The sequence below is a fragment of the Kitasatospora sp. MAA19 genome (genome assembly GCF_029894125.1).
In the GTDB taxonomy this organism is placed as follows: Bacteria; Actinomycetota; Actinomycetes; order Streptomycetales; family Streptomycetaceae; genus Kitasatospora.
In genome coordinates this window covers 103,234-129,197 of sequence record NZ_JARXYZ010000017.1, presented here as the reverse complement: position 1 = coordinate 129,197, position 25,964 = coordinate 103,234, and the positions used below count along the sequence as shown (strand labels likewise).

The 25,964-nt window shown below is 72.5% G+C and carries 18 protein-coding genes and 1 pseudogene; 13 read left to right on the top strand and 6 right to left on the bottom strand.

What is annotated here, in order from left to right:
• Window positions 1-525 carry a hypothetical protein gene (locus P3T27_RS24745; protein ID WP_280682084.1) on the bottom strand — a complete coding sequence of 175 codons (525 nt, stop codon included), beginning with the start codon at window positions 523-525 and terminating at the stop codon, window positions 1-3.
• 456 nt (window positions 526-981) lie between these two features.
• Between P3T27_RS24745 and P3T27_RS24740 the strand changes: the two genes are divergently transcribed.
• On the top strand, window positions 982-1,629 hold the full coding sequence (locus tag P3T27_RS24740) for a hypothetical protein (RefSeq protein WP_280682083.1): 648 nt from the start codon (window positions 982-984) through the stop codon (window positions 1,627-1,629).
• A 75-nt stretch (window positions 1,630-1,704) separates the two neighbouring features.
• Here the strand turns inward: P3T27_RS24740 and P3T27_RS24735 are convergent, their stop codons facing one another.
• Entirely contained in the window at window positions 1,705-2,613 is a 909-nt protein-coding gene (locus tag P3T27_RS24735) for a cyclase family protein (RefSeq protein WP_280682081.1), read from the bottom strand.
• A 218-nt stretch (window positions 2,614-2,831) separates the two neighbouring features.
• Between P3T27_RS24735 and P3T27_RS24730 the strand changes: the two genes are divergently transcribed.
• The 6 genes from P3T27_RS24730 to P3T27_RS24705 all read left to right on the top strand — a co-directional run bounded on the left by P3T27_RS24730 (window position 2,832) and on the right by P3T27_RS24705 (window position 11,662).
• The gene (locus tag P3T27_RS24730) at window positions 2,832-5,633 is read left to right on the top strand and encodes a SpoIIE family protein phosphatase (RefSeq protein ID WP_280682080.1); all 2,802 of its coding nucleotides are present in this window, start codon (window positions 2,832-2,834) and stop codon (window positions 5,631-5,633) included.
• A 125-nt stretch (window positions 5,634-5,758) separates the two neighbouring features.
• Window positions 5,759-7,321 (top strand): sugar ABC transporter ATP-binding protein, encoded by a 1,563-nt coding sequence (locus P3T27_RS24725; protein ID WP_280682078.1) that lies wholly within the window; start codon window positions 5,759-5,761, stop codon window positions 7,319-7,321.
• The gene (locus tag P3T27_RS24720) at window positions 7,318-8,382 is read left to right on the top strand and encodes an ABC transporter permease (RefSeq protein ID WP_280682076.1); all 1,065 of its coding nucleotides are present in this window, start codon (window positions 7,318-7,320) and stop codon (window positions 8,380-8,382) included. The genes P3T27_RS24725 and P3T27_RS24720 overlap by 4 nt, the downstream gene beginning before the upstream one ends.
• Complete coding sequence (locus P3T27_RS24715) at window positions 8,379-9,527, top strand: substrate-binding domain-containing protein (RefSeq protein ID WP_280682074.1); 1,149 nt, start codon at window positions 8,379-8,381, stop codon at window positions 9,525-9,527. The genes P3T27_RS24720 and P3T27_RS24715 overlap by 4 nt, the downstream gene beginning before the upstream one ends.
• A 255-nt stretch (window positions 9,528-9,782) precedes the next feature.
• Complete coding sequence (locus P3T27_RS24710; protein ID WP_280682072.1) at window positions 9,783-10,901, top strand: PP2C family protein-serine/threonine phosphatase; 1,119 nt, start codon at window positions 9,783-9,785, stop codon at window positions 10,899-10,901.
• Between the two features lie 41 nt (window positions 10,902-10,942).
• Window positions 10,943-11,662, top strand: a complete 720-nt coding sequence (locus P3T27_RS24705; protein WP_280682070.1) for a TetR/AcrR family transcriptional regulator — start codon at window positions 10,943-10,945, stop codon at window positions 11,660-11,662.
• A 100-nt stretch (window positions 11,663-11,762) separates the two neighbouring features.
• On the opposite strand, the gene P3T27_RS24700 is transcribed toward P3T27_RS24705, so the two are convergent.
• From P3T27_RS24700 to P3T27_RS24685, 4 genes are all read right to left on the bottom strand, one after another.
• Window positions 11,763-13,400 (bottom strand): amidohydrolase, encoded by a 1,638-nt coding sequence (locus P3T27_RS24700; protein WP_280682068.1) that lies wholly within the window; start codon window positions 13,398-13,400, stop codon window positions 11,763-11,765.
• Between the two features lie 27 nt (window positions 13,401-13,427).
• Window positions 13,428-14,846, bottom strand: coding sequence for an APC family permease (locus P3T27_RS24695; protein ID WP_280682066.1), 1,419 nt, complete (start codon window positions 14,844-14,846; stop codon window positions 13,428-13,430).
• Between the two features lie 204 nt (window positions 14,847-15,050).
• The gene (locus P3T27_RS24690; RefSeq protein WP_280682059.1) at window positions 15,051-15,560 is read right to left on the bottom strand and encodes a substrate-binding domain-containing protein; all 510 of its coding nucleotides are present in this window, start codon (window positions 15,558-15,560) and stop codon (window positions 15,051-15,053) included.
• A gap of 18 nt (window positions 15,561-15,578) precedes the next feature.
• Window positions 15,579-15,743: a hypothetical protein gene (locus P3T27_RS24685; RefSeq protein ID WP_280682057.1), complete on the bottom strand. Its 165-nt coding sequence runs from the start codon at window positions 15,741-15,743 to the stop codon at window positions 15,579-15,581.
• A 679-nt stretch (window positions 15,744-16,422) separates the two neighbouring features.
• On the opposite strand from P3T27_RS24685, the gene P3T27_RS24680 reads away from it, so the two are divergent.
• From P3T27_RS24680 to P3T27_RS24655, 6 genes and pseudogenes are all read left to right on the top strand, one after another.
• On the top strand, window positions 16,423-18,885 hold the full coding sequence (locus P3T27_RS24680; RefSeq protein WP_280682052.1) for an RICIN domain-containing protein: 2,463 nt from the start codon (window positions 16,423-16,425) through the stop codon (window positions 18,883-18,885).
• A 93-nt stretch (window positions 18,886-18,978) separates the two neighbouring features.
• Window positions 18,979-21,378, top strand: coding sequence for a ricin-type beta-trefoil lectin domain protein (locus P3T27_RS24675; RefSeq protein ID WP_280682050.1), 2,400 nt, complete (start codon window positions 18,979-18,981; stop codon window positions 21,376-21,378).
• 107 nt (window positions 21,379-21,485) lie between these two features.
• Window positions 21,486-22,745: pseudogene (locus tag P3T27_RS24670) on the top strand (MFS transporter); the annotation flags it as partial.
• Between the two features lie 81 nt (window positions 22,746-22,826).
• A complete protein-coding gene (locus P3T27_RS24665; RefSeq protein ID WP_280682048.1) occupies window positions 22,827-23,216 on the top strand; it encodes an SCO5389 family protein in 390 nt (129 codons plus the stop codon).
• Window positions 23,217-23,446: 230 nt separating this feature from the next.
• Entirely contained in the window at window positions 23,447-24,475 is a 1,029-nt protein-coding gene (locus P3T27_RS24660) for an LLM class flavin-dependent oxidoreductase (protein WP_280682046.1), read from the top strand.
• A 224-nt stretch (window positions 24,476-24,699) separates the two neighbouring features.
• Window positions 24,700-25,707 carry an NADP-dependent oxidoreductase gene (locus tag P3T27_RS24655; RefSeq protein ID WP_280682044.1) on the top strand — a complete coding sequence of 336 codons (1,008 nt, stop codon included), beginning with the start codon at window positions 24,700-24,702 and terminating at the stop codon, window positions 25,705-25,707.
• The last annotated feature ends 257 nt before the right edge of the window (window positions 25,708-25,964 follow it).

Below are 25,964 nucleotides of genomic sequence, written 5' to 3'. Positions count from 1 at the left end.
TCAGCGGCTCCAGTCGACCGGGACGACGGCGCACTTGAGCCGGCGGTCGCTGGGGGGCGGCGTGCTGGCGCAGTCCGTGCCGATGGTGATCGCCGCGTGCGCCGTGGCCGGAACGTAGACGCCGTCGCCGACCAGGACGGCGTCGTAGCCGTTCAGCAGTTCCTGAATGGTGCCGGGGCCGAGGTTCTCCGAGGCGGTGATGCCGGCCATGCCACCGTAGTTGGTGTAGGCCGAGCCCAGCAGCCGGCCGCCGGAGGTGTAGAAGCGGATCAGCGCGCCGACCAGCGGTCGTCCGGTGCGGACGTCGGTGGCGCTGGCGGTGATGTTCTCCAGCTGCATGGAGGTGATGTTCAGGGTGCCCTGGCTGGCACTCAGGCCGGCGGGCGCCAGGCTGGGGCAGTCCGTCCCGCCGCAGATCGGGGGCTGCGCCACGGCGGGCGTGGCGGCCGCGGTGATGGTGCCGAGCGACAGCGTGCTCACTGCGACGGCCGCGAGTTGGGCGAGCCTGGTTCCTGGGACCTTCATGTCTGCTCCGGCGGTGTGGCGGGGTGGTTCGGTGACGGGACCTTCACCGCCATCCCATCCGAGCGGCCCACTCACCCGCTCCGACAATCGGGACATAGCGGATCTCCGCCGGACTGTTCACCTCATCGGGTGAGGCTCCTGCTCGGAGCCGCGTTCGGTCCGGAGCCCCCTGTCCGAAACCACCGGCGGCGCGCCCGCCGACCGGTTGACCAGCCCTTCCAAGTGGTCGGTTTCATCCGCGCGTTGACGGACGGCCGCGCAGAACGGATCTCGACCCGGACGACACCGTGTGCGGTGCCGATCCCTCATCGGTATGCGATACGCGCTGCGTTTCCACCCGACTGGACCCATCGCGTCACACCTTGGACATGTCCGGCATGACAACCCCAAGGGCCGTCTTTACGTTCGTCGCAGGTCGGTCATCCGGCCGACATCCGTGAAACAGAGAGAAGTGACATGCGCACGCGCAGATTGGCCGTGGCCGCTGCCGGAGTAGGCGCGGCGGTCCTTGCCGCCACCGGTATCACCTACGCCTCGATCGACGAATCCAAGCCGGGGTCCCCGCCTGTCCAGCAGGCCGCCCCGCCCGTCCAGCAGGCCGCCCCGGCGGCACCGGCCGCACCAGCTGCCCCGGCGGCACCGGCTGCCCAGCAAGCCGCCCCGGCCGAGGCCGTCGCGGGCGGCGGCGGGGGCGGGGGCGGGGGCGGAGGGAAGGAGGAGGGCCGAGACCGCGGGGAGGGCGGACGCGAGGGCCGAGACCGCGGGGAGGGCGGACGCGAGGGCCGAGACCGCGGGGAGGGCGGACGCGGCCACCGGGAAGAAGGAAGGATCTACTTCAACGAACGCACGTACTCCGCCTCCTCCGAGGGCTGCATCACTGCGGCCAGCGGATTGGGCGCCCGCAGCTTCAGCGTCTTCAACGACAGCCGGAGGACCGTCGAGGTCTACCGCGGCTTCTCCTGTGACAACGGCGGTCCGGTCGCCACCGTGGGTCCCCACAGCTCCACCAACGGCGTCGCGGCCCGTTCCGGCCACGGGGTCGCGTTCGGTCACGACGGCGTCGTGGGCAGCTTCCGGGTGATCCGCGACTACGACGAATGGTGACGGTGTCGCCCGGAGCACGGGAGGCGGTGCGCTCACGCCTGCGTCACGACGGCGCGGACCGGCTCCCGGCCCCGCTCAGAACACCGCGAGCGGATTGACCGGGGACCCGGTGCCGCCAGGGATGTTCAGGGGTGCGGCGACGAAGAGGAACTCCCATCGCGAGGTGCGCGCGCACGCCTCGGCCAGCGGCTCCAGGTCCAGGTTGTCGATCAGCGGCAGGCCCAGGGCGGTGATGGCCAGCACATGGATCGGCGAGTGGACGCCCTCGACCGGGCTCGGCCGCACGTCGCTGTCGCCGTCGCCGCCCAGCGCCGAGGCCCGTGACTCGCTCAGCACGCGCATCGCGCCCGGATGCAGTCCCGCGCTGAGGGTGTCCGGGTCCCACCCGCCGAGCCGCTCGCGTCGGGCGAGGTGGCCCGTGCGGACCAGGACGATGTCTCCGGGGTGGAACGGGCTGCCCTGTTCCTCGGCACAGACCAACAGCTCCGGGCCGCCGACCGCCTCGCCCGGCTCCAGCCAGGCGCGGCCCTGCAGGCGTGCCACGTCCAGCAGGACACCCCGCCCCACCAGCCCGGGCAGCAGGTCGGTCACCGCGCCGTAGGCGGCACCTTGCGAGGAGACCACCTCCCGGGCCCGCACTCCCGCGAAGAGCAGTCCGCCGTACGCGATGTGGCAGAGCGCGTCCAGGTGCGTCTGCGCCTTGCCGTGGTAGTCGGAGGCGATGAAGTCCCGGTACGCGGTCGGCTCGGGGGCCATGACGTCCGCCAGCTCGGTCATCTGGTGCAGCGCCGGCCTGGGGTTGTCGGGCCCCGGCACGCGGTCCCACGGCCGCCCCATGGCGACGACCTCACCCGTGCGTACGAGTCCGGCAGCCGCCACCCGCCGTCTTCCTTCGACCGGCCCGGGGAGACGGTCGCGCCGGATCCGCTCGAAGAGAGCGTCGAACTCGTCGCGGGTCATCGCCGGCCCATTGGCACTGGTCATGGCGCTCCTCAGCCGTCCCCCGCACTGCCGATGATGCGGTAACGGTCACCACGCCGCCACTGTGCCGGAGGTCTGCGCAATCCGGCGATAAGCCTCTTTATAGGCAAAGTCCTAATATTGCACCGAAGGGTACAGCTCCACGGAATGTGAGCGCTGTGGCGATCATGACAGCTTCGAGTGAGGTGCCGACCGGCCCCACACGGGTCCGGGAGCGGTTCATGCTCGGTGAACCGATCGAGGGCGGCGTGCGGAGTCTGATCCTGGACTCCTGGCAGCGCTGCCGCTCACTGGGGCTCTCACCGGACCGGTCCGGGCTTCCGTACCGGCCGGACATCGATCTGGACGGCCGGCTGGTCCGCGCTGCCAGGCCCGTGCTGGACCGGCTGGCCTCCAGGTTCGCCGGCAGCCGGATGAACGTGGCCCTGGCCGACGCGGACGGAGCGGTGCTGCAACGCCGTTTCGGCGAAGCGTCCATGGTCAGGCAGCTGCCCGCGATCCAGAGCGTCCCGGGCTTCGTGTTCGCCGAGCAGTACGGGGGGACCAACGGCATCGGGCTGGCGCTCGCGGAACGGCGGCTCGTCCACATCTTCGGAGCCGAGCACTTCGCCGAGCGCGCCCAGTCGAACGCCTGCACGGCGACTCCCGTCCGCGACCCCCTCAGCGGACGGATCGAGGGCGTCCTCTGCTTCGGCTATCCGCGCACGTACGCGGACCCCCAGCTGGAGATCCTGATCCGCAAGGCCGCCACCGCCATCGAGCGGCGCCTGCTGGCGCAGAGTTCGGCGCGGGAGCGCGCCCTGCTGCGCGCGTACCTCGACTCCAGGCAGCACGCGCAGACCGGCGAGGCGGCCGGGGACGGGCGCCTGGTCGGGATGGACGAGCTGCCCCGAAGCGGGCTGGACCGGCGCGACCAGATGCTGCTCGAACAGATCGCCACCGAGCTGATCTCCTCGGCCCAGCGCACCGCGGTCGAGGTGGCCCTCTCCCACGGCCGGCAGGTCACCCTGTTGAGCCGCCCGCTGACCAGCCCGTCCGGGGTGGAGGGCTTCGTCATCGAGGCGGTCCTGCACGGCGACTCACTGCCCCGGCTCACCACCCCCGACCGGGCCGGCCGGCCGGTCGGCCCCCCGGCGCCCGCCGCAACCTCCGCCGTACCACCGCTCGGCCACCCTCCGGGCGACGCACCCGACCGCGCGGCCACGGCGCCGGCCGCCCCCGCGGGCGGCGCGGTCACCAGGCTGCTGCTGCTGGGCGAGCCGGGCGTGGGGCAGTACGCCGTCGCGGCCCGCCGCCGCCTGGAGCTGCTGTCCGAGGCCAGCACCCGCATCGGCACCACCCTGGACGTGAGCCGCACCGCCTGGGAACTCGCCGAGATGGCCGTCCCGCGGCTGGCCGACTACGTCACCATCGACCTGCCCGAGACCGTCCTGCGCGGCGAGGAGCCCACCCACCCCGGCAACGAGCTGCACCGCACGGTGGTCCACGGCATCCGCACCGACTGCCCCTTCTACCCGGTCGGCGAACGGGTCGACCTCAACCCCAGCACGCCCCATCGCCGCTGCCTGGCCAGCGGACAGACGGTGCTGGAACCCGATCTGCGCAACGCCCCCGGCTGGATCGCACAGGGCCCCGAGGCGGCCGAGCGCCTCTTCGCGCACCAGGTCCACTCCCTCATCGCCGTCCCGCTGCTGGCCCGCGGCGTCGTGCTGGGCATCGCCTGCTTCTACCGCGCGCAGGACCCCGCCCCCTACGGGGACGACGACCGCTCGCTGGCCCAGGAGCTGGCCACCCGCGCCGCCATCTGCATCGACAACGCCCGCCGCTACACCCGCGAACACGCCGTGGTCCTGGCCCTCCAGCGCAGCCTGCTCCCGCGCAGCCTGCCCGAGCAGAGCGCCGTCGAGGTCGCCCACCTCTACCTGCCCGCCGAGTCCGGGGTGCGCGGGGACTGGTTCGACGTCATCCCCCTCTCCGGTGCCCGGGTCGCCCTGGTCGTCGGCGACGTCGTCGGCCGCGGACTGCACGCCGCCGCCACCATGGGCCGCCTGCGCACCGCCGTGCACAACTTCACCGAACTCGACCTCGCGCCCGACGAGCTCCTCACCCACCTGGACAACCTCGTGGGGCGCCTGGACCGGGACGAGGACGGCCCGGAGCCCGCCACCGGCAACGACGGCATCGTCGGCGCCTCCTGCCTGTACGCCGTCTACGACCCGACCTCGCAGCGCTGCACCATGGCCCGCGCCGGCCACCCGCCACCCGCGGTGGTCCACCCGGACGGCACGGTCACCCTCCCCGACCTCCCCGCCGGTCCCCCGCTCGGCCTGGGCGGTCTGCCGTTCGAAAGCTCCGAGTTCCACCTCCCCGAGGGCAGTCAGCTGGTCCTGTACTCCGACGGACTCCTCGAAGACCACCAACGCGACCCCGACGCGGCCCTCGACCGGCTGCGCGCCGCCCTGGCCCGCCCGAACCGCTCACCCGACGACACCTGCCGCGCGGTCGTGGAGACCGTGGTGCCGGAACACCCGGTCGACGACGTCACGCTGCTCATCGCCCGCACCCACGCCCTCCACCCCGACCGGATCGCCACCTGGGACCTGCCCGCCGACCCGGCCCGCGTCTCCGAGATCCGCGTCGCCGCCGCCCGCCGGCTGAGCGACTGGGGGCTGGACGAGGTCGCCTTCGTCACCGAACTGCTGCTCAGCGAGCTGGTCACCAACGCCATCCGCTACGGCACCGAGCCCATCCGGGTCCGTCTGATCCACGACCGCACCCTGATCTGCGAGGTCTCCGACGGCAGCAGCACCGCCCCGCACCTGCGCCACGCGGCCACCACCGACGAGGGCGGCCGCGGCCTGTTCCTCGTCGCCCAGCTCACCCAGGCCTGGGGCACCCGCCACACCGCCCGGGGCAAGGTCATCTGGGCCGAATGCGCCCTGGACGCGGACAGCGGCATCCCCGACCTCTTCGAGAGCCACTTCCTCGAGAGCGGGTTCGCCGACATCCCCGGGCTCGAATGAGCCGCCTTCCGGACACGACCCCCTCGGACACAACCCCCGCGGACACCGCTCCTCGCGGACACCACCGGGGACCGTGGCGTGTCGAGACCACGACGGCCGGGCCGAGCCGGCAGGGACGGTGACCCGTGCACAACGCTCCCGACCCCTCGGTGGCCCCACCCGCGCAGCGCGCCCCACTCGTCCGCATCCGCGGCCTCGGAAAGCGCTTCGGCGGCACCCTCGCGCTCGCCGGGATCGACCTCGACATCCATCGCGGCAGCATCCTGGCCCTGCTCGGCCCCAACGGCGCCGGCAAATCCACCCTCATCCGGACACTCGCCGGTATCCACCAGGCCGACCAGGGCGCGGTGACGGTGGCCGGGCACCCCCTCGGCACCGAGGCCGCCGCCCGCCAGATGGCCTTCATCCACCAGGACCTCGGCCTCGTCGAGTGGATGACGGTCGCCGAGAACATCGCCCTGGTCGCCGGCTACCCGCGCCGTCACGGACTGATCTCCTGGCGCCGGACCCGCGAGCGCTGCGCCGACGCCCTCGCCCTGGTCGCCGGGCACCTCGACCCCGACGCGCCGATCGCCGACCTCGCCCCCGCCGAACGCTCGCTGGTCGCCATCGCCCGTGCGCTGGCCACCCGGGCGGAGCTCATCGTCCTGGACGAGCCGACCGCCGGCCTCCCCGCCGCGGACTGCGCCCGGCTCTTCGCCGTGCTGCGCACCCTGCGCGACCGAGGACACGGCATCGTCTACGTCACCCACCGGCTCGACGAGGTCCACCAGGTCGCCGACACCTTCGCCGTCCTCCGTGACGGCCGCCTGATCAGCTCCGGCCCGCTCGCCGGCCACAGCCGCCGGCGCCTGGTCCACGACATCGTGGGCCGCGAACCGGTCGGCCACCGGGCCGTCCCGGTCACCCCCGCCGAGGGCCCGGTGGTGCTGAGCCTCGACGGGGTGCGCACCGCGAACGCCGGACCGATCAGTCTGGAGCTGCGCGCCGGCGAAATCCTCGGCATAGTGGGCCTCACCGGCGCCGGCCAGCTCGACCTGGGTCGTGCCCTCGCCGGATCCCGTCCGATCCTCGGCGGGCGGGCCCTGCTCGACGGCCGGCCGTACACCCCGCACACGGTGGCCGGCGCCGTCGACTCCGGCGTCGGCCTGGTCGCCGGCAACCGTCAGGAGGAGGGCTGTGCCGCTGAACTGACGGTCCGCGAGAACTTCCTGGCCAACCCCCGGGCGGGCGGCCGATCGGCGCTGCACTGGATCAGCCCCAGGCGCGAGCGGGCCGAGGCCGCCACCCTGATCGAACGGTTCTCGGTGCGGCCCCGCGACAGCGAGGCGCGGATCGCCACGCTGTCCGGCGGGAACCAGCAGAAGATCATGGTCGGCCGGTGGCTCCGGCTGCACCGCCGGCTGTTGATCCTTGAGGAGCCGACCGCCAGCGTGGACGTCGGTGCCAAGGCCGAGCTCTACCGCCTGCTCGACCGGGCGCTGGCCGCCGGCCTCGCGGTCCTGCTCATCTCCACCGACTTCGAGGAGGTCGCCACCGTGTGCCACCGCGCCCTCGTGTTCGTCCGCGGGACCGTGACCGCCGAGCTGACCGGTACGAGCCTCACCGTCACGGAACTCACCACCACCGCCTCGGCCTTGCCTCCCGTCACCGGCGGTGACGGCAACGGGCCCGCGACCGGCCGATGACCGCGACCCCCTCCCGCCGGTCCCCGCGGGGCCGCCGGCACGGGCACCTGATCGGCGGCTACGGCCTGCCAGTCCTCGCCGCCCTGCTGTTCCTGGCCTTCTCCGTCGCGCTGCCGGACACCTTCCCCACCCTCGACAACGTCTCCTCGATCCTGTCCAACCAGTCGATCCCCGCCATCCTCGCGCTCGGTGCGACGCTCCCGATCGCCACCGGCAAGTTCGACCTGTCCATCGGCTACGGCCTCGGTCTCGCGCACGTCCTGGTCCTGCGGCTCGTCGTCGACGGCAACTGGCCCTGGCCGCTCGCCTGCCTGGTGGTGGTCCTGGGCGCAGCCGCCTTCGGGGCCCTCAACGGTGTCGTCGTCGAGTTCGGGCGGATCGACTCCTTCATCGCCACGCTCGGCACCGGGAGCATCCTGTACGCCTTCACCGGCTGGATCACCGGCGGCGCCCGGATCGTCCCCGGCGCGGGCGGTCTGCCGGTCGCCTTCACCGACCTCTACGACTCCACCTTCCTCGGACTGCCGGTGTCCGCGTCCTACGTGCTCGCACTCGCGGTCGCCCTGTGGCTGCTGCTGGAGCGGCTGCCGCTCGGCCGGTACCTGTACGTCATCGGCTCCAACCCACGCGCCGCCGAGCTCGTCGGCATCCCCGTCCGCCGCTACAGCGTCTACGCCTTCGCCGGATCGGGCCTGGTCGTCGGCTTCGCGGGGGTCCTACTCGCCGCGCAGCAGCAGATCGGCAACCCGAGCGTCGGCCTGGAATACCTGCTGCCCGCGTTCGTCGGCGCGCTGCTCGGCTCCACCGCGATCAAACCCGGACGGGCCAACCCCCTGGGCACCGTGGTCGCCGTCGCCGTCCTCGCCATCGGCCTGGCCGGTATGGGGCAGCTCGGCGCCGACTTCTGGGCCGTGCCGCTGTTCAACGGCGCGACGCTGCTCCTCGCCGTCGGCCTGGCGGGCTACTCGGCACGCCGCCGGCTGCGCGCCGGCGCCGGCGAGACCCGCCGTCCGCCCGCACCGCCGCCGACGGACCGGGCGCTCTCCCGGGACACGCCGTGAACCGTGGTGCCGCGGCGGTGCTGGCGGCAGTCCTGCTGGCCACGGCCGCCACCGCGCTGGCCGGCTGCCAGCGCGGCCTGCCGGCCGGAACCGGGGCCGCCGCCCCGGGGGCGTCGGGCGCCGGCTGCCCCGCCACCCTCGCCAGGGCGGAGGCGGACGTCCGGCAGGCCGAACAGGTCGGCGCCCCCTGGAACGGCCCCACCAGCGGCCCCCGGGCGGTTCCCGGCAGGACCGTCGTCTACGTCGCCGAGACCATGACCAACCCCGGCGTCGCGGGCGTCGCCAGGGGCGTCACCGAAGCCGCGACGGTCATCGGCTGGAACGTCCGGGTGATCGACGGGCAGGGCACGCCCGCCGGCATCCAGGCGGCCCTCGGCCAGGCGGTCGCCCTCGCACCCTCGGGCATCGTCATCGGCGGCTTCGACCCGAACCTGACCTCGCAGCAGGTCGCGCAGGCCGGCGCGGCGCACATCCCGCTCATCGGCTGGCACGCGGCCCCGGCCCCCGGGCCGAGCCAGAACCCCCCGCTCTACAGCAACGTCACCACCAGCGTCGGCGACGTCGCGCGGATCAGCGCGCACTGGGTCATCGCGGAGTCCAACGGCAACGCCGGAGTCGTCGTCTTCACCGACGACTCGACCTCGTTCGCCCGGACCAAGTCCCAACTGATCAAGGCCGAGCTCGCCACCTGCCCCGGTGTGCGGCTGCTGGCCTCCGAGAACATCCCCATCCCGGACGCGTCCGGTCGCACCCCCCAGGCGGTCTCCGCCCTCCTCGCCGGCTTCCAGGGCCAGTGGACGCACTCCGTCGCCATCAACGACCTGTACTTCGCCGATGCCGCGCCCGCCCTGCGCGCGGCCGGCCGGCCCGGCAACGCCGCCCCGTACAACATCGGCGCGGGCGACGGCGACCCCTCGGCCTTCCAGCGCATCAACAGCAGACAGTTCCAGGCCGCCACCGTCCCCGAACCCCTCACCGAGCAGGGCTGGCAGATCATCGACGAGTTCAACCGCGCCTTCTCCCACCAGCCCCCCAGCGGCTACGCCGCCCCGGCCCACATCACCACGGCCGCCAACAGCGGCGGGGCGACCTCCTGGGACCCGCCGGGCTACCGGCAGGCGTACCGGACGATCTGGGGCAGGTAGCGAGGGCAGTGCCGACCGAAGCCCACCCACCGGAGTCGGACCGCCGCGTCGCGCGACGGCCCGAGCGCCGCGCGGTCGCGTGATCGACTCCGCCGACGGGCGGCAGTGGCGGCTTCGCCGTGATGATTGATGCATGGGTGTACAGGCGGATCGCGAACCGGATGGCGCCCGCCATCGGAGCGAGCGGTGAGGCTCCTCCACCGCGGTGGGCCGGACCGGCACAGTGCAACGGAGCCGGGCGGCACGGAGCCGCAGGTGCCCGCGCCTCCGGCCTGGATTCGCTGGCTGCCGGCCATCTACGGCGCGGCCATCCTGGCGCTGGAACCGATCACTCCCGTGGAGTGGCCGGTGAGCTTCCTGCTCATCGCCCTGCCCGTCGTCGCCGCCTACGCCCACGGTCCCGCCTTCGTCGGCGCCGTCACGGTGTTCGCCGTGGTCCTCGAAGGCGTCCTGGCGGGGACTCCGTGCTGTGCGGGCCGCACCGTGGGCTATCTGTGGGAGCGCAGCTACGTGTTCACCTACATCTCCACGGCGCTGGTCGGGGCGCTGGGCGCCCTGCTGGCGGCCCACCGGACGCGGCGGGAGCGCACCCTGGCCACCGTGCGCTCGGTGGCCGAGACGGCGCAGCGCGTGTTGCTGCGCCCGGTGCCCCACCTCCTGGGCCGCGTCAGCCTCGAAACCCTGTACCTGTCGGCGGCCGCGGAGGCCCGGATCGGCGGCGACCTCTTCGAGGCGATGAACACCGCGCACGGTGTGCGCCTGCTGATCGGCGATGTCCGGGGCAAGGGCCTGCTCGCGGTGGAGACGGCCGCGACGATGCTGGCCGCCTTCCGCGAGGCCGCCTACGACGAGCCCGATCTGCCCGCGATAGCGCGCAGACTGGAGCGGAGCATGAGCCGCCGAGCCGATCAGCTCCCCGGCAGCGAGGAACGCTTCATCACCACGGTGCTCGCCGAGATTCCCGGCGACGAGCCCGTGGTCCGCATCGTCAACTGCGGTCACCCCCCTCCACTGCTCATCGACCGGGGCCGGGTCACCGAACTGGCCCCGCGCGATCCGTCACCGCCCCTCAACCTCGGTGTGCTGCTCGGCGGCGACTACCACGTCGACGTGGAGCCCTTCCGCCCGGGCGACCAGCTGTTGCTGTACACCGACGGCGTGACCGAGACCCGCGACCGCACCGGGGCCTTCTACCCGCTCACCGAGCGCGTTCGCGCCTGGACCGCGCTACCGCCACGCGAGCTCTTGAACCACCTGCACCAGGATCTGCTCGCCTACAACGGTGCCGCCCTCGACGACGACGTCGCCGTGCTCGTCGCGCAGCGGCTCCCCGACGAGGAGGAGCAGGGCGCGCACGGGGTGGCGGAGCGCTGATCCCCCTTCCTACGTCAAGGACGTTGTCATAGTCTGCCCGGATGAGCGATCGTGTAGTCCCCGAGCCCCGGCGGAGGCGTCGGCGGCCCACCAAGCAGGGTGTCGTCCTCTCCACCGAGCTGATCGTCGACACGGCGCTGCGGCTGGTCGGGCAGCACGGCGCCGACGCGCTCACCGTCCGGCGGCTCGGTGCCGCCCTCGGCGCCGATCCCAGCGCCGTCTACCGGTACTTCCGCAACACGGACGACCTGCTGCTCGCCGTCGCCGACGAGCTCGTCGGCCGCGCCCAGCACGGTTGGCAGCCCACCGGCGACTGGCGGGCGGACCTGCGTGCCATCGGCCTGCGCATCCACGCCAACTACCAGGCCCATCCCCAGGCCGCCCTGCTCGCCGCCCACCGCACCACCGGCCGCGCCCACGAGATCGCGGCCGTCGAGGCCATCCTGGGCGTCCTGCGCACCGCCGGCTTCCCGGATCCCGAGGCCGTCCGCGTCTACCACGCCTTCGTCGACCAGAGCCTCGGCTTCGCGGTCCTCGACGCCGCCGCCCTCGCCCTGCCCGCCGCCGCCCAGGCCGCGGACCTGCGGGTCTGGCAGGCCTCCTACGCCCGCCTCGACGCCACCACCCACCCGCGCATCGCCGCCACCGCCCACCTGCTCGCCGCCGACATGCGCCGCAGCGGCTACCCGTACGCCCTCGAACTGCTCCTCGACGCCGCCGAGGCCCGCCTGCGGGCGACGGACCCCGACCCGGACAGCTGACACCCGTCGACGGTCGGGCCGGCGGCGGCCGGGTCCGTCGAGGTGCACGCCGACCGGGCCGCCTCCGTGTGGAGACGGCCCGGTCGCGGCGGCACGGCGGTCAGTCGGCCGTGTGGACGAGCTCTCCCCCGACGTAGGTGCGCAGCACCCGGGCGTCGGCGATCTCCTCGGCGGGGGCGGTGAGGATGTCCCGGTCGAGGACGACGAGGTCGGCCAGGTGTCCGGGGGTGAGCGTGCCCGCGTCGTCGTGCCCGTTCACGTACGCGGTCCCGGCCGTGTACGCGGCGATGGCGGAGGCCAGGTCGAGCCGCTGCTCGGGCAGGAAAACCCGGCCGTCGGTGGCCTCCGGCTCCATCCGGTTGACGGCCACGTGCAGGCCGGCCAGCGGGTCCGGGCTGCTCACCGGCCAGTCGCTGCCCGCCGCCAGGGTGGCGCCCGCGCGCTGGAGGGCGCCGAACGGGTACTGCCAGGCGGCGCGCTCGGGGCCGAGGAAGGGGATGGTCAGCTCGTCCATCTGCGGTTCGTGGGCGGCCCACAGCGGCTGGATGTTGGCGACCGCACCGAGTCGCGCGAAGCGCGGCAGGTCGTCCGGGTGGACCACCTGGAGGTGGGCCAGGTGGTGGCGGGTGTCGCGCCGGCCGTTCGCGGCGCGGGCGGCCTCGATCGCGTCCAGCGCCTCGCGGACGGCCCGGTCGCCGAGCGCGTGGAAGTGCACCTGGAAGCCGAGCGCGTCCAGTTCGGTGACGTACCCGCGCAGCGCGGTCGGATCGACGAAGCTGAGGCCGGAGTTGGCGGTGGCGCAGCCGCAGCCGTCCAGGTAGGGGCTGGTCATCGCGGCGGTGAAGTTCTCCGCGATGCCGTCCTGCATGATCTTCACCGAGCCGGCCCGGAACCGTCCGTGGCCCGACTTCGCTCGCCGGTCGACGAGTTCGGGGATCTGCTCGGCGCCCCGGTCGCGGTCCCACCAGAGCGCGCCGGTCACCCGGGCGGTGAGCGCGCCGGAGCGGGCGGCCGTCAGGTAGGCGTCGGAGGGGTCCGGCTGGCCGTTGAACTCGCCGAGCAGCGCGTCCTGCCAGCCGGTGATGCCGAGCGAGTGCAGCAGCCGCTGGGCGCGCAGCAGCCCGTCCAGCCGGTCGGCGGCGGTGGCGGGCGGGATCAGCCGGGCGACCAGGGTGGTGGCGCCCTCCTGGAGCGTGCCGCTCGGGGTGCCGTCGGCCTCGCGCTCGATCCGCCCGTCGGCCGGGTCGGGGGTGTCCCGGGTGAGGCCGGCGAGTTCCAGGGCCCGGGTGTTGGCCCAGGCGCCGTGGTGGTCGCGGTTGGTGAGGTACACCGGGCGGTCGGGGACGGCGGAGTCGAGCAGCTGCCGGGTCGGCAGGCCACCGTCGAAGCTCTCCATCGACCAGCCGCTGCCGGTGATCCACTCCAGCCCGGGATTGGCCTCGGCGTAGGCGCGGACGCGCTCCAGGTAGTCGGCGACGCCGATCGTCCCGGTCAGGTCGCAGGCGGCCAACTCCGTTCCGCCGTACACCGCGTGGATGTGTGCGTCCTGGAAGCCCGGCAGCAGCAGCTTGCCGGCGAGGTCCACGACCTCGGTTCCCGGCCCGATCAGCTCCCGGACCTCGTCGTGCCCGACGGCGGTGATCCGCCCGTCGGTCACGGCCAGGCCGGTCGCCCGGGTGCGGGCGGCGTCGCCGGTGTGCACGGGGCCGTGGGTGAAGACCAGATCGGCCTTGGTCATGGGTGGTGCTCCGTTCCCTGGTTTTTCTCAGTGCGCGTCGTGCAGGAAGTACGGTGAGCGCCTCCGCCAGCGGGCCCAGGCGGCCGCCGGCAGTCCGCTCACGATCATCAGTACCGGCACGGACAGCTCGAACCACCCGTTGTCGGCGGCCAGTTCGAAGTGGTCGGCGGAGTCGTAGAAGCTCCAGGCCAGGTAGCCGCCGACCGCGAGCAGCGCCGCCGCGCCCAGCAGCGGGAGGACCACCGCGCGCAGCCCCTCCAGCGGGCTGGTGCGCAGCAGGTGGCGGAACTGGACGGCGGCGGCGACGGCCGTCAGCGCGTAGTAGAGGGCGACGACGATGCCGATCGCGTTGACGGAGGCCGAGATCAGGTCGCCGACGGTCGGGATGGCGAGCGACCCCAGGGCCAGGACCACCGCGATGCCGGTGATCAGCAGCGTGCCGACGGCGGGGGTGGAGTGCTTGGGGTGCAGCCGGGTCCAGACCGGGCCGAGCACCTGGTCGCGCCCCATCGCGTACAGCCCGCGGGCGGTCGGGATCACCGAGGACTGCAGCGAGGCCACGGCGGAGAACATCAGCGCGATCAACGGCAGTGCGGCCAGCGGCTGGTGGGCCAGCTTCGCGCCGAAGTAGGTGAGGCCGTGCGCGCCGTTGTCGGCCAACTCGTCGATCGGCAGCACCCGTTGGAAGGCCGTACCGGCGAGCAGGAACATCAGCAGCATCACCACCAGGGCCAGCAGGCCGCCGCGGGACGCGTCCCGCGGGTTCCGTACCTCCTCGCCGACGCTGAACACCGACTCGAAGCCCCAGTAGCAGAACACGGCCAGCACCATGCCCTGCGCCACCGCGCCGAAGGACGGGATGTCGAAGGGGTTGAACCACTGCAGCGAGAACGGTTGGTCGCCAGCGAACAGCCCGTACCCGCAGAAGCCGAGCAGCACCGCGTACTCGAACACCAGCAGCGCCTTCTGCAGCCGGGCCGCCAGATCCAGCCCCCGGACCGCGACCAGCGCCGCGCCCACCAGGACGACCAGGCCGAGCAGCGTGCACTGGGCGGTCGAGTCCGCGTCCAGCCGGAGCCCGGCGACGCTGCGCAGGTGCGCCTGGTCGAGCAGCTGGATGATCGAGGAGCCGGTGACGGTGGTGGTGTACGCCATGAAGACCACGGTCCCCACGGTGTTCACCCACCCGGTGAGGAAGCCCAGCCAGGGGCTGAGCGTGCGGCCGACCCACCGATAACTGCTGCCCGCGTCCGGGTCGACCGCGTTCAGCCGCCCGTACCCGCCGGCGATGGCGAGCACCGGCAGGAAGGCCAGCAGCATGATCGCCGGCAGGTGCAGGCCGACGATGCCGGCCATCAGCCCCAGGCCGATGCCGATGCTGCTGGTGGCGGCCGTACTGGAGGCGGCGATCACCGCCCCGTCCAGCAGGCCGAGGGACTGGGGCATGGTGACGTGGGCGCTGCTCGGGTCCGCTCCCGGACCGCCGCCCGGGTCCGTTCCGGGGCCGCTGCTCGTATCCGCTCCGGGGCCGCTGCTCGCGTCCGGTCTCGGACCGCTGCCCGTGGCCTTCTCCGTCGATGCCAACAGATCACCGCCTTGGCTGTGGGGGTGCACGTGTGGGGAAGTGCACGTGTGGGGGAATGCGAGCCATCAAACCGGCGGCGGCGTTAACACGTCAATGATGTTGTCATAAGCGCTCCCGGCACGGCCCTGGTCGAAGGCGTCCTTGGCGGCCTTCACCCGGTCCCCGAAGACGGTGACGTCCTGCTTCCACGCGGAGATGATCCGGGTGTCCGCCGGGTTCCAGCCGGCCTTCTTGAACTCCTCCGCGGCGCGCTGGCCGACCCGCCGGCCCATCTGCCGGCCGGAGAAGCCGATCCGGGGCACCAGGTCGGACGCGGCGCACTGCGCCGGGGACGGCCCGCTCGCGCAGACCTGGTCGTCCGCGGTGAGCAGCGCAGCCCTGGCGTCCCGGGCCGTCTGGACCACCTGCTGGCCGACCGCCGGGTCCGGCACCACGATGATCAGGCCGTCGCTCTTCCGCGCGATCGCGGACTGGACCTCGCTGACCGTCTTGTTCGCGTCGTTGCCGAGGTTCACGACCTTCAGATCGGCGCCCAGCTCGGCCGCCTTGGCCTTCGCCCCCGCGGCCTCGTCCACGAAGTACTACCGGTCCCCCTACTTCTGCAGGTAGGTGATCGAGATCTTGCCGGAGGCCGGCGCCACCGGCGCGTCGGCAGTGTTCGAGGACGCCTGTCCGGTCGAGCACGCGGCCAGCCCGAGGACGGTGGCCAGGCTCAACGCGGCGGTCGGGGCCAGGAGGCCGCGGAGGGAGAGGCGCATGGTGGGGACTCCTGGTGTGGGACCGACCAGCTAGAAGCAACACAACCGATCAGAAAGCGTCGCAATCAAACGCGACGAAGCACAGGAAGCGCCTGGATCCAGGCCCGAGTCAAGCCCATGTTCCCAACCGGGAAGTTTCGAGACCCTCTTGTTATGTCCATTCAGAGTCCCTGTTGTACATGAGAGTTGACGGACCGAAAGGTCGCGCACGCGCTCGAGGGCGGCCCGTACCCCTCCCGGGGGATGTGCAACGAGGCGGCCTTGCACGTTCGGTGCCGTCCTGGCGATTGCCCTGATCGGGGGCGGTCCGGACGGGCCGTCCCAGCACTTCCTACCGGCCGGCAAGGTGTTGCCCCGGACAGCTTCGGGCAAGGTCGGCGCGGCGTCAATAGCACGAGGTGGGAGCACATACAGACGGCCGGTCCGCGCCTGGGCGCCCGTCGCGCGACGGGCCGCCCGGCGCGGCGTCCGGGCGTGCGGCGGAGCACCCTGCCGTTGCTCAACGACGTTGAATTTAATGCCAAATTGTTGATTAATGTTGGACGTTGGGTCTACGCTCCTGCCCGGTGTTCCGGCATGCACCCGACAGCGCTCGCTGCCCCGGCCAGCCGACCGTCCGCGGCCCGAGTCCTGCCACCCCCGCACACATGCCGCCAGAGCCGCAGGACAGGAGTAGTCGATGAGAAAACCTCCCCACCCACTGCGCAGAGGGATCACCGCGATGGCGACGTTCGCCCTGGGCATCGCAACCACCCTCATGTCCTCGCCGGCGGCGGTTGCGGCACCGGCCCCGGCGACGGCCGGCCAGTCCGTGACGCTCGACGGCTCCTCACCAGGACGGGCGTTCGACGGTCTCGGCGCGATCAGCGGCGGCGGGGCCACCTCGCGGTTGCTGGTCGACTACCCCGAGCCCCAGCGCAGCCAGGTCCTGGACTACCTCTTCAAGCCCGGCTACGGCGCCTCGCTGCAGACGCTGAAGGTGGAGATCGGCGGCGACGCCAACTCCTCCGACGGCCCCGAGCCGTCCCACATGCGCACCCCCACCGAGGTCGACTGCAATCGGGGCTACGAGTGGTGGCTCATGGAGCAGGCCAAGGCCCGCAACCCCGGGATCACCTTCTACGGCCTGGAGTGGGCCGCGCCGGGCTGGTTGAACGGCGGAATCTGGTCGCAAGACAACATCACCTACCTGGAGTCCTGGCTCGGGTGCGCCCGGAGCCACGGACTGAACGTCGGCTACCTCGGCGGCTGGAACGAACGCGGTTACGACAAGGCCTGGTTCGAGAAGCTGCGTGCCGACCTGGACGGCCACGGCCACCAGGACACCGTCCTGGTCGCTTCCGACAGCGACGACGAGCACTGGTCGATCGCCGCGGACATGGCGAGCGACCCCGCCTTCGCCAAGGCCGTCGGCGTCATCGGCCTGCACGGCACCTGCTGGCACTCGACCCCGGTCTACACGGCCTGTCCGGGCAGCAGCACCGCGACCGGGCTGGGCAAGAAGCTGTGGGCCTCCGAGGACGACAACGACAGCTACGGAGCCGACCCGGCCGCCCTGGCCCGCAACGTCAACCGCGAGTACCTCGACGCCCGGATCACCTCGGACATCAAGTGGGCGCTGGTCAGCTCCTGGCCCTCGGAGCTGCCCTACGCGGGCGCCGGCCTGATGGCCGCCGACCAGCCCTGGTCCGGCAACTACGCGGTGGGCCGCGACATCTGGGTGATGGCGCACACCACGCAGTTCGCCAAGCCCGGCTGGCAGTACCTGGACGCCTCCAGCGGCTACCTCGCCGGTGCCGGCGCCAACGGCGACCCGCACAGCGGGAGTTACATCACGCTCAAGTCCGGCCGGGACTACAGCACGGTCATCGAGTCCACCGACGCCACCGCCGCGCAGACCGTCAACGTCAAGGTCGCCGGCGGCCTGTCCACCGGCCCGGTGCACGTCTGGGCCACCGACATGAACTCCACCGACCCGTCGAGGTGGTTCGTCCACACCCAGGACCTGACGCCGAAGGGCGGTTCGTACTCCCTCACCGTGCAGCCCGGTTACGTCTACACGGTGACCACCACCACCGGCCAGGGCAAGGGCACCGCCGCGGCACCCCCGTCCACCGCGATGCCGCTGCCCTACCGGGCCGACCTCAGCGGATACCCCGCCGGTGCCACCGCCCGCTACTTCCACGACTGGGCCGGCGCCTTCGAGACCGCGCCCTGCCCGACCGGGGCGACCACCCCGATGTGCCTGCGCCAGGTGATCACCCGGGCGCCCATCCCGTGGCACGACGACATGAACTACACCCCGCTCACCCTCCTGGGCGACCCGTCCCGGGCGCACTACCAGGCGAGCACCGACGTCGTCCTCGAACAGGCCGGCACCTCCGCCGAACTGCTCGGCCGCATCGACCACGTCGACCACGACCGCTCCGGCTACCACCTGAAGATCGACGACACCGGCGCCTGGAGCCTGTTCACCGAGGACCGCGCCGGAGCCGACACCGTGCTGGCGAGCGGCAGCTACCCCGGCGCCGGGGCCGGCACCTGGCACAACCTCACACTGGCCGTGCAGGGCCAGAACATCACCGCGTCGATCGACCACACGCAGGTCGCCTCGGTCGCCGACGCCTCCCACCTCGTCGGGCAGATCGGCCTGGGAGTCGGCGGCTTCCAGCACGCCGATTTCGCCAACACCACCGTGACGCCGCTGGCCGCACCGGCCACCCACACCGTGACCAGCGCCAACAGCGGCAAGTGCCTGGACGTCACGGGCGCGTCCACCGCTGACGGAGCCCAGGTCGTCCAGTGGACCTGCGGCACCGGCAAGGCCAACCAGCAGTGGACTCTCGTCCCGGTCGCCGGAACCGGCACCGTCCAGCTGGTGTCGGCCAACAGCGGCAAGTGCCTGGACGTCACGGGCGCGTCCACCGCTGACGGGGCCCAGGTCGTCCAGTGGACCTGCGGCACCGGCAAGGCCAACCAGCAGTGGACCCCCGTCCCGGCCACCGGGGCCCGCGTTCAGCTGGTGTCGGCCAACAGCGGCAAGTGCCTGGACGTCACGGGCGCCTCGACGGCCGACGGAGCCCAGGTCGTCCAGTGGACCTGCGGCACCGGCCGGGCCAACCAGGAGTGGACCGTCTCGTAACGGGACCGGCGAAGCCCCTGCCCCCACGTCGTGCCGGGCGCCTGCGGGCGCCCGGCACGGACCGCCACCCCTCCCCACACCCAGGAGACGCCCATGGGCCGTCAACACCTGTCATCGACCTGGCGCACCGCCCTGAGCGCGGCGCTCGTCCTCGCCGGCGCGCTGGGCGGCCTGACCGCGCCGTCGGCCGCCCAGGCCGCCACCCCCACCGCCGTCACCATCGACGGCGCCAAGCCGGGCCTCACCTTCGACGGCGTCGGCGCCATCTCCGGCGGCGGCGGCAACTCCCGCCTGCTGGTGGACTATCCGGAGCCCCAGCGCAGCCAACTGCTCGACTACCTGTTCAAGCCCGGCTACGGAGCCTCGCTGCAGACGCTGAAGCTGGAGATCGGCGGCGACACCAACTCCACCGACGGCGCCGAACCCAGCATCGAGCACACCCGCGGCACCGTCGACTGCCACCAGGGCTACGAGTGGTGGCTGGCCGAGCAGGCCAAGGCCCGCAACCCCGACATCACGTTCTACGGCCTGTCCTGGGGCGCCCCCGGCTGGATCGGCAACACCGGCAGCGGCGGCAACTTCTGGTCCCAGGACAGCGTCAACTACCTGATGGACTGGATGGGCTGCGCCACCCAACACCACCTGAACGTCTCCTACCTCGGCGGGTGGAACGAGCGCGGCTTCGACAAGGCCTGGTACGAGAACCTGAAGAGCACGCTCGTGGCACGCGGTTACGGCGCCACCAAGGTCGTCGCCGCCGACGACACCTGGGACGTGGCCGACGCCATGGCCACCGACCCGGCATTCAAGAACGCCGTCGACATCGTCGGCGTCCACTACCCCTGCGGGTACATGAGCGACTTCAGCAACTGCCCCAGCCCGGCGAACGCCCAGGCGCTCGGCAAGCCGCTGTGGGCGAGCGAGAACGGCTCCGAGGACGCCGACGGCGGCGCCCCGGCGGTGGCGCGCGGGATCAACCGCGGCTACCTCGACGGCAAGATGACCTCGTTCATCAACTGGCCGGTCATCGCCGCGCTCTACCCCGACCTGTTCTTCTCCACCGACGGCATGTCGATCGCCAACCAGCCCTGGTCCGGCAACTACACGATCGGCAAGACCACCTGGGTCACCGCGCACACCACCCAGTTCACCAAGCCCGGTTGGCGCTACATCGACTCCGCGAGCGGCTACCTCGGCGGCGCCCGCACCAACGGCAGCTACGTCACGCTGAAGGGCGCGAACAACCGCGACTACAGCACCGTCATCGAGACGATGGACGCCACCACCGCCCAGACCGCGAGCTTCACCGTCACCGGTGGCCTGTCCACCGGCAAGGTCCACGTCTGGTCCACCGACCTCAACTCCACCAACTCCGCCGACTGGTTCGTCCACCAGCAGGACGTCACCCCGGCCCACGGCACGTACACCCTCACCCTGCAGCCCGGCCGGGTCTACACCGTGACCACCACCACCGGACAGGGCAAGGGCACCGCCACCCCGCCGCCCGCCGCGCCGATGAAGCTGCCCTACGCGGACACCTTCGAGACGCCCGCGACGACCACCTCGCCGAAGTACTTCGCGGACATGAACGGCGCCTTCCAGACCGTCGCCTGCGGCGGCGGCCGCACCGGCACCTGCCTGCGCCAGATGGCCCCGACCAGGCCGATCAACTGGACCGACGAGCCGTACAACGCCCCGTACACGATGATGGGCGACGGCAGCTGGTCCAACTACACCGTCACCGCCGACACCCTGTTCGAGCAGTCGAGCACCGTCGAACTCCTCGGCCGGGTCAACCAGCAGGGCCGCAACAACAACGGCCTGAACGCCTACCACCTGCGGGTCAGCGACACCGGCGCCTGGTCCATCGACAAGAGCGACACCCGCTGGAACTTCACCACCCTCGCCTCCGGCACCACCACCGCCCTCGGCACCGGCCGTTGGCACACCGTCGCGCTCACTCTGGACAACGCGACGCTCACCGCGAGCATCGACGGCACCGCCGTGGGCAGCACGACCGACGCCAGCTTCACCAACGGACGCGCCGGCCTCGGCGTGACCGGCTACCAGACCGACCAGTTCGACAACTTCGCCCTCACCCCCGGCACTCCCGCCACCCACACCGGCCCGATCGCCTCCGCCCTGCCCGGCACCTGCGCCCGACCCACCGCCGGCACCAGCGGCGCCGCCGTGCAGCTGTGGGCCTGCGACGGCAGCGCCCAGCAGGTGTGGACCCGCACCAACGGCACCCTCACCCACAACGGCAAGTGCCTCGACGTCACCGGCCAGGGCACCGTCAACGGCACCACGGTCGGGCTGTGGGACTGCAACGGCGCCGCCAACCAGCAGTGGCTCCCCCAGCCGGACGGCACCCTGAAGAGCGCCCAGTCCGGCCGCTGCCTCGACGACCCGGCGGCGGCCACCGCCAACGGCACCCCGCTGGAGATCTGGGACTGCAACGGCGGCACCAACCAGCGGTGGACCCTGCCATAGCCCCCGGCGCTCCTGAGCCGACCCATCGCACCGTGCCCGGTCCCGAGCGGCAACCACCGCCCGGGGCCGGGCACCCGCGGTCGCGGGGTGTCCGGAATTAGCAGGTCGGTGTCCTGCTGTTCAGCTTCGCCTCGCTGCTCGGCGGCCTGGCCACCTCCCCCGCCTGGCTGCTGGCGGCCCGCTCGCTGCAGGGCACGGGCGGGGCCATCGCCTCGCCGACCGCGCTCGCGCTGATCGCGACCAACTTCGAGGAGGGCCCGGCGCGCAACCGCGCCTTCGGCGTCTACTCCGCCGTCGCCGGGGCGGGCGGCGCCGTCGGCCTGCTCGCCGGCGGCATGCTGACCTCCTGGCTGTCCTGGCGGTGGGTGCGCTTCGTCAACGTGCCGATCGGCCTGGCGATCGCGCTGCTGGCGCCGCTGTACATCAACGAGTCCGAACGGCGCCCCGGGCGCTTCGACCTGGCCGACGCGTTCACCGCCACGGCGGGCATGGTCTCGCTGGTCCTCGGCTTCATCCGGGCCTCCGATCACGGCTGGACGGACTCCGTGACGCTCACCGCGTTCAGCCTCGCCGTGGTGCTGCTGGCGGCCTTCCTGTTCACCGAGCGACGGATGCCACAGCCGATCACCCCGCTGCACCTGTTCCGCGACCGCAACCGCGCCGGTGCCTACGGGCTGATGCTCTGCGTCGCCGCGACGATGTTCAGCGTCTTCTTCTTCATCACGCTGTTCGTCCAGGACATCCTCGGATTCAGCCCGCTGCGGGCCGGCTTCGCGTTCCTGCCGATCAGCGTGGCGATCGTCACCGCCGCCCAGTTCGCCGCCCGCAACCAGCTGCGGTACGGTCCCAAGCCCTTCCTGGTGGCGGGCTCGCTGCTGGTGCTGGGCGGGGTCCTGTGGTCCACCCGGATCGACGTCGACACCGGCTACCTCGGAGGGGTCCTCGGCCCGACCCTGCTGTTCGGCTTCGGGATGGGTTCGATCTTCGTCCCGGTGATGCTGACCGCCGTCTCCCACGTGGCCCCGCACGAGACCGGCGCGGCCACCGGCACGCTCAACACCACCCAGCAGGTGGGCGGCTCGCTGGGCCTGTCGATCCTGGTCACGGTGTACGGCACGGCCAGCCGGAACGAGACCCGGCGGCAGGTCGGCGCGTTCCTGCGGCAGGCCGATCCGCAGCAGGCGGCCGAGTTCGGGGCGACCGGGAAGCTTCCGGCGCCCTACTCCTCGGAGGTGCTGGTGCACGGCATCTCCAACGCGTTCGAGCTGGGCCTGGTGTTCGCGGCGCTCGCGGTGGCGATCGCCCTGTTCGTCCTCACGGCCCGCCGGGAGGCGCCGCCCGTCAGCCCTTCGGGGGACGGCACTTGACAGGGTGTCCGGGCATCGAAGACAGTCCATCTTGCAATGGTTTTCATCTTCGATAACCAGACACCGCGAAAGAGGACACCCATGTCGCTCGACGTCTCCCCCGCCCTCCTCGCCCAGGCCGAGCACGGCCAGGTCAGCGAGGCCGACTTCCTCGACACCGTCCGCGCCTCCCTCCCCTACGCCTACCAGGTCGTCGCCGGCCTCAGCACCGAACTCTGCTCCACCGAGGCCGAGTTCACCACCGACAACACCACGCCCACCGACGAGGAGCGCGCCCAGCTGCTGCGCGCGCTCGCCAGCAACGCCATCCGCGGCAGCCTGGAGGGCCACTTCGGCGTCAAGCTCGCCTTCGTCAACTGCCACCGCGTCGGCGCGTTCCGCCCCGGCACCGAGGACGGCGACGCCTACCGCGAGTTCACCTCGCTGCGGAACCAGATCCGGAACCAGAGCCCCGAGCTGCGCAGCTGCTGACCGACGACGGCGCGGCGGGCTCCGCCCGGGCGGAGCCCGCCGCACTGCGCGAGGCCGGACGGCAGGTGCCGAGGACGGTGAACCGGGATTGCGCCGCGTAACACGCGGATGTCCGATCCCGCGCCGATCTTGTGGGGTCGCGAACCACCTGCGTACGTTCGAAGGGCACCGCCCACCCGGCCCGCCCGGCCCTCCCGGGGGCCGCCTCACACCACCCGGAGCCACCCACCATGCCGCCGACCCCACGACCGCTGCGGAAACTCGGCTTCCTGACCATCGGGCTGTTCGACGAGGCCGACCCCCGCCAGGGCCACGAATCCACCCTCGACCTCATCGTCCTCGGCGAGCAGCTCGGCTTCGACAGCGCCTGGCTCCGCCACCGCCACCTCCAGTACGGCATCTCCTCCCCGATCGCCGTCCTCGCCGCCGCCTCCCAGCGCACCGGCCGGATCCACCTCGGCACCGCCGTCACCCCGCTCGGCTGGGAGAACCCGCTGCGCCTCGCCGAGGACCTCGCCACCGTCGACGTCCTGTCCGGCGGCCGCATGAACGCCGGGTTCAGCGTCGGCCCGCCCACCCACTACGACCGGGTCCGCGGCGCGCTCTACCCCGACACCGGCGAACACGAGGACTTCAGCCCCCGCCGCGCCGAGCGCCTCCTCGACCTCGTCCGCGGCGAACCCGCCTCCGACTTCGCCGGCACCGAGGGCATCGAGGTGTACTCCCGTCGGGTCCAGCCGCACTCCCCCGGTCTGGCCGCCCGGCTCTGGTACGGCGCCGGCAGCCTGCGCTCCGCCCGCTGGGCCGGCGAACACGGGCTCAATCTGCTCACCAGCAGCGTCGTCAAGGCCGAGGAGTCCGAGGACTTCGCCGAGATCCAGCTCGCCCAGATCCGCGCCTTCCGCGCCCACCACCCCGACGGCGAGCGCGCCCGCGTCTCCCAGGGGCTCGTCGTCATCCCCACCGACAGCGCCACGCCCGAGCAGCGCGCCAGGTACGAGGCGTACGCCCTCGCCCGCACCCCACGCACCCTCGCCCCGCAGGGCCCGGCCCGGATGGTGTTCGCGCCCGACCTGGTCGGCACGTCCGCGGAGATCGCCGAGCGGCTGCGGGCCCACGCCGGGTACCGGGAGGTCGACGAGGTCGCCTTCGCGCTGCCGTTCACCTTCGCCCGGGAGGACTACGTCCAGATCCTCACCGACATCGCCACCCGCCTCGGCCCCGCCCTCGGCTGGCAGCCGGCCACCGGGCGCGGCTGACCGGCCGGGGCCCTCAGCCGGCGGTTGCCCGGAACGCACCGAGGAGGGAGCGGTGCCGATCGACGACAACTCGAACAGGCGAGCCCCTGGTCGGTCCGAACCCCCACGGTACGGGCAGGGAACCACCCGGGACACGGGATCGGGGCGGGTTCTGGCCAGATGACTAAGCGCTTGCTTAGAATCAGGCGTCCGGAGCAGGACCGAGCACGCCCACAGGAGACGCCATGACCGCGATCAACCGTCAGATCCGCCTCGCCCGCCGGCCGGTCGGGGAAGTGCAGGCGGAGGACTGGGCGCACGGGGCGGAACCGGTGGGGGCGGCGGGGGCCGGGGAGTTCGTGGGGCGGACGCGGTACATCTCGCTGGACCCGGCGATGCGCGGGTGGCTCGACGACCGTCCGTCGTACGTTCCGCCGGTGGCGCTGGGCGAGGTGATGCGGGCCGGGTCGGTGGTGGAGGTCGTCGAGTCGAACCACCCGAAGTACCGGGTCGGCGACCACGTGGTGGGGACCTTCGGAGTCCAGGAGTACGTGGTCTCGGACGGCAAGGGCACCCTGAAGATCGACACCGCGCTCGCGCCGCCGTCCACGTACCTCGGCGCGCTCGGCCTGCCCGGGATGACGGCCTACTTCGGGCTGCTGGACGTCGCGGCGCTGAAGGAGGGCGAGACCGTGGTGGTCTCCGGCGCCGCCGGGGCGGTCGGCACCATGGTCGGGCAGATCGCCAAGGTGAAGGGCTGCCGGGTGGTCGGCATCGCGGGCGGCCCCGAGAAGTGCGCGCTGCTGACCGGCGAGCTGGGCTTCGACGCGGCGATCGACTACCGCTCGGAGGACGTCCGCAAGGCGCTGCGCACCCACGCCCCGGACGGCATCGACGTGTACTTCGACAACGTCGGCGGCGCCATCCTGGACGCCGCGCTGACCAGGCTCGCGATGCACGCCCGGGTGGTGATCTGCGGGGCGATCAGCCAGTACAACACCGAGACCGCCGTTCAGGGCCCCTCCAACTACCTGTCGCTGCTGGTGCGGCGGGCCCGGATGGAGGGCTTCGTGGTGTTCGACTACGCGCGCCGGTACCCGGAGGCGGCCAAGGAGCTCACGGGCTGGATCGCGGACGGCCGGATCAAGGTCAAGGAGCACGTGGTGGAGGGGACGGTGGACGACTTCCCGGAGGTCCTCGGGATGCTGTTCCGCGGGGAGAACACCGGCAAGCTGGTGCTGCGCCTGGCCTGAGCGAAGGCGTCCCGGGCGGCCGCCTCGCTCCACCCGCTCCGACGACGGCCGACAACCGACCACCGGCAACCACCGCCCCAGGTCCGACTGCTGACGGTCCGTACGGGTCGGCCGCGCCGGAACCCCGGCTCCCACTTGTTGCCCTGCGAACCGTTCTTCCGCCGTACATCTGGTCGTCGCCTGCCGCGCACGGTAGGGATCGGGTGGCGTTGCTACAACCGCAGCGCCCGAACTTTCCTGTCCGTGTTCACACCGCC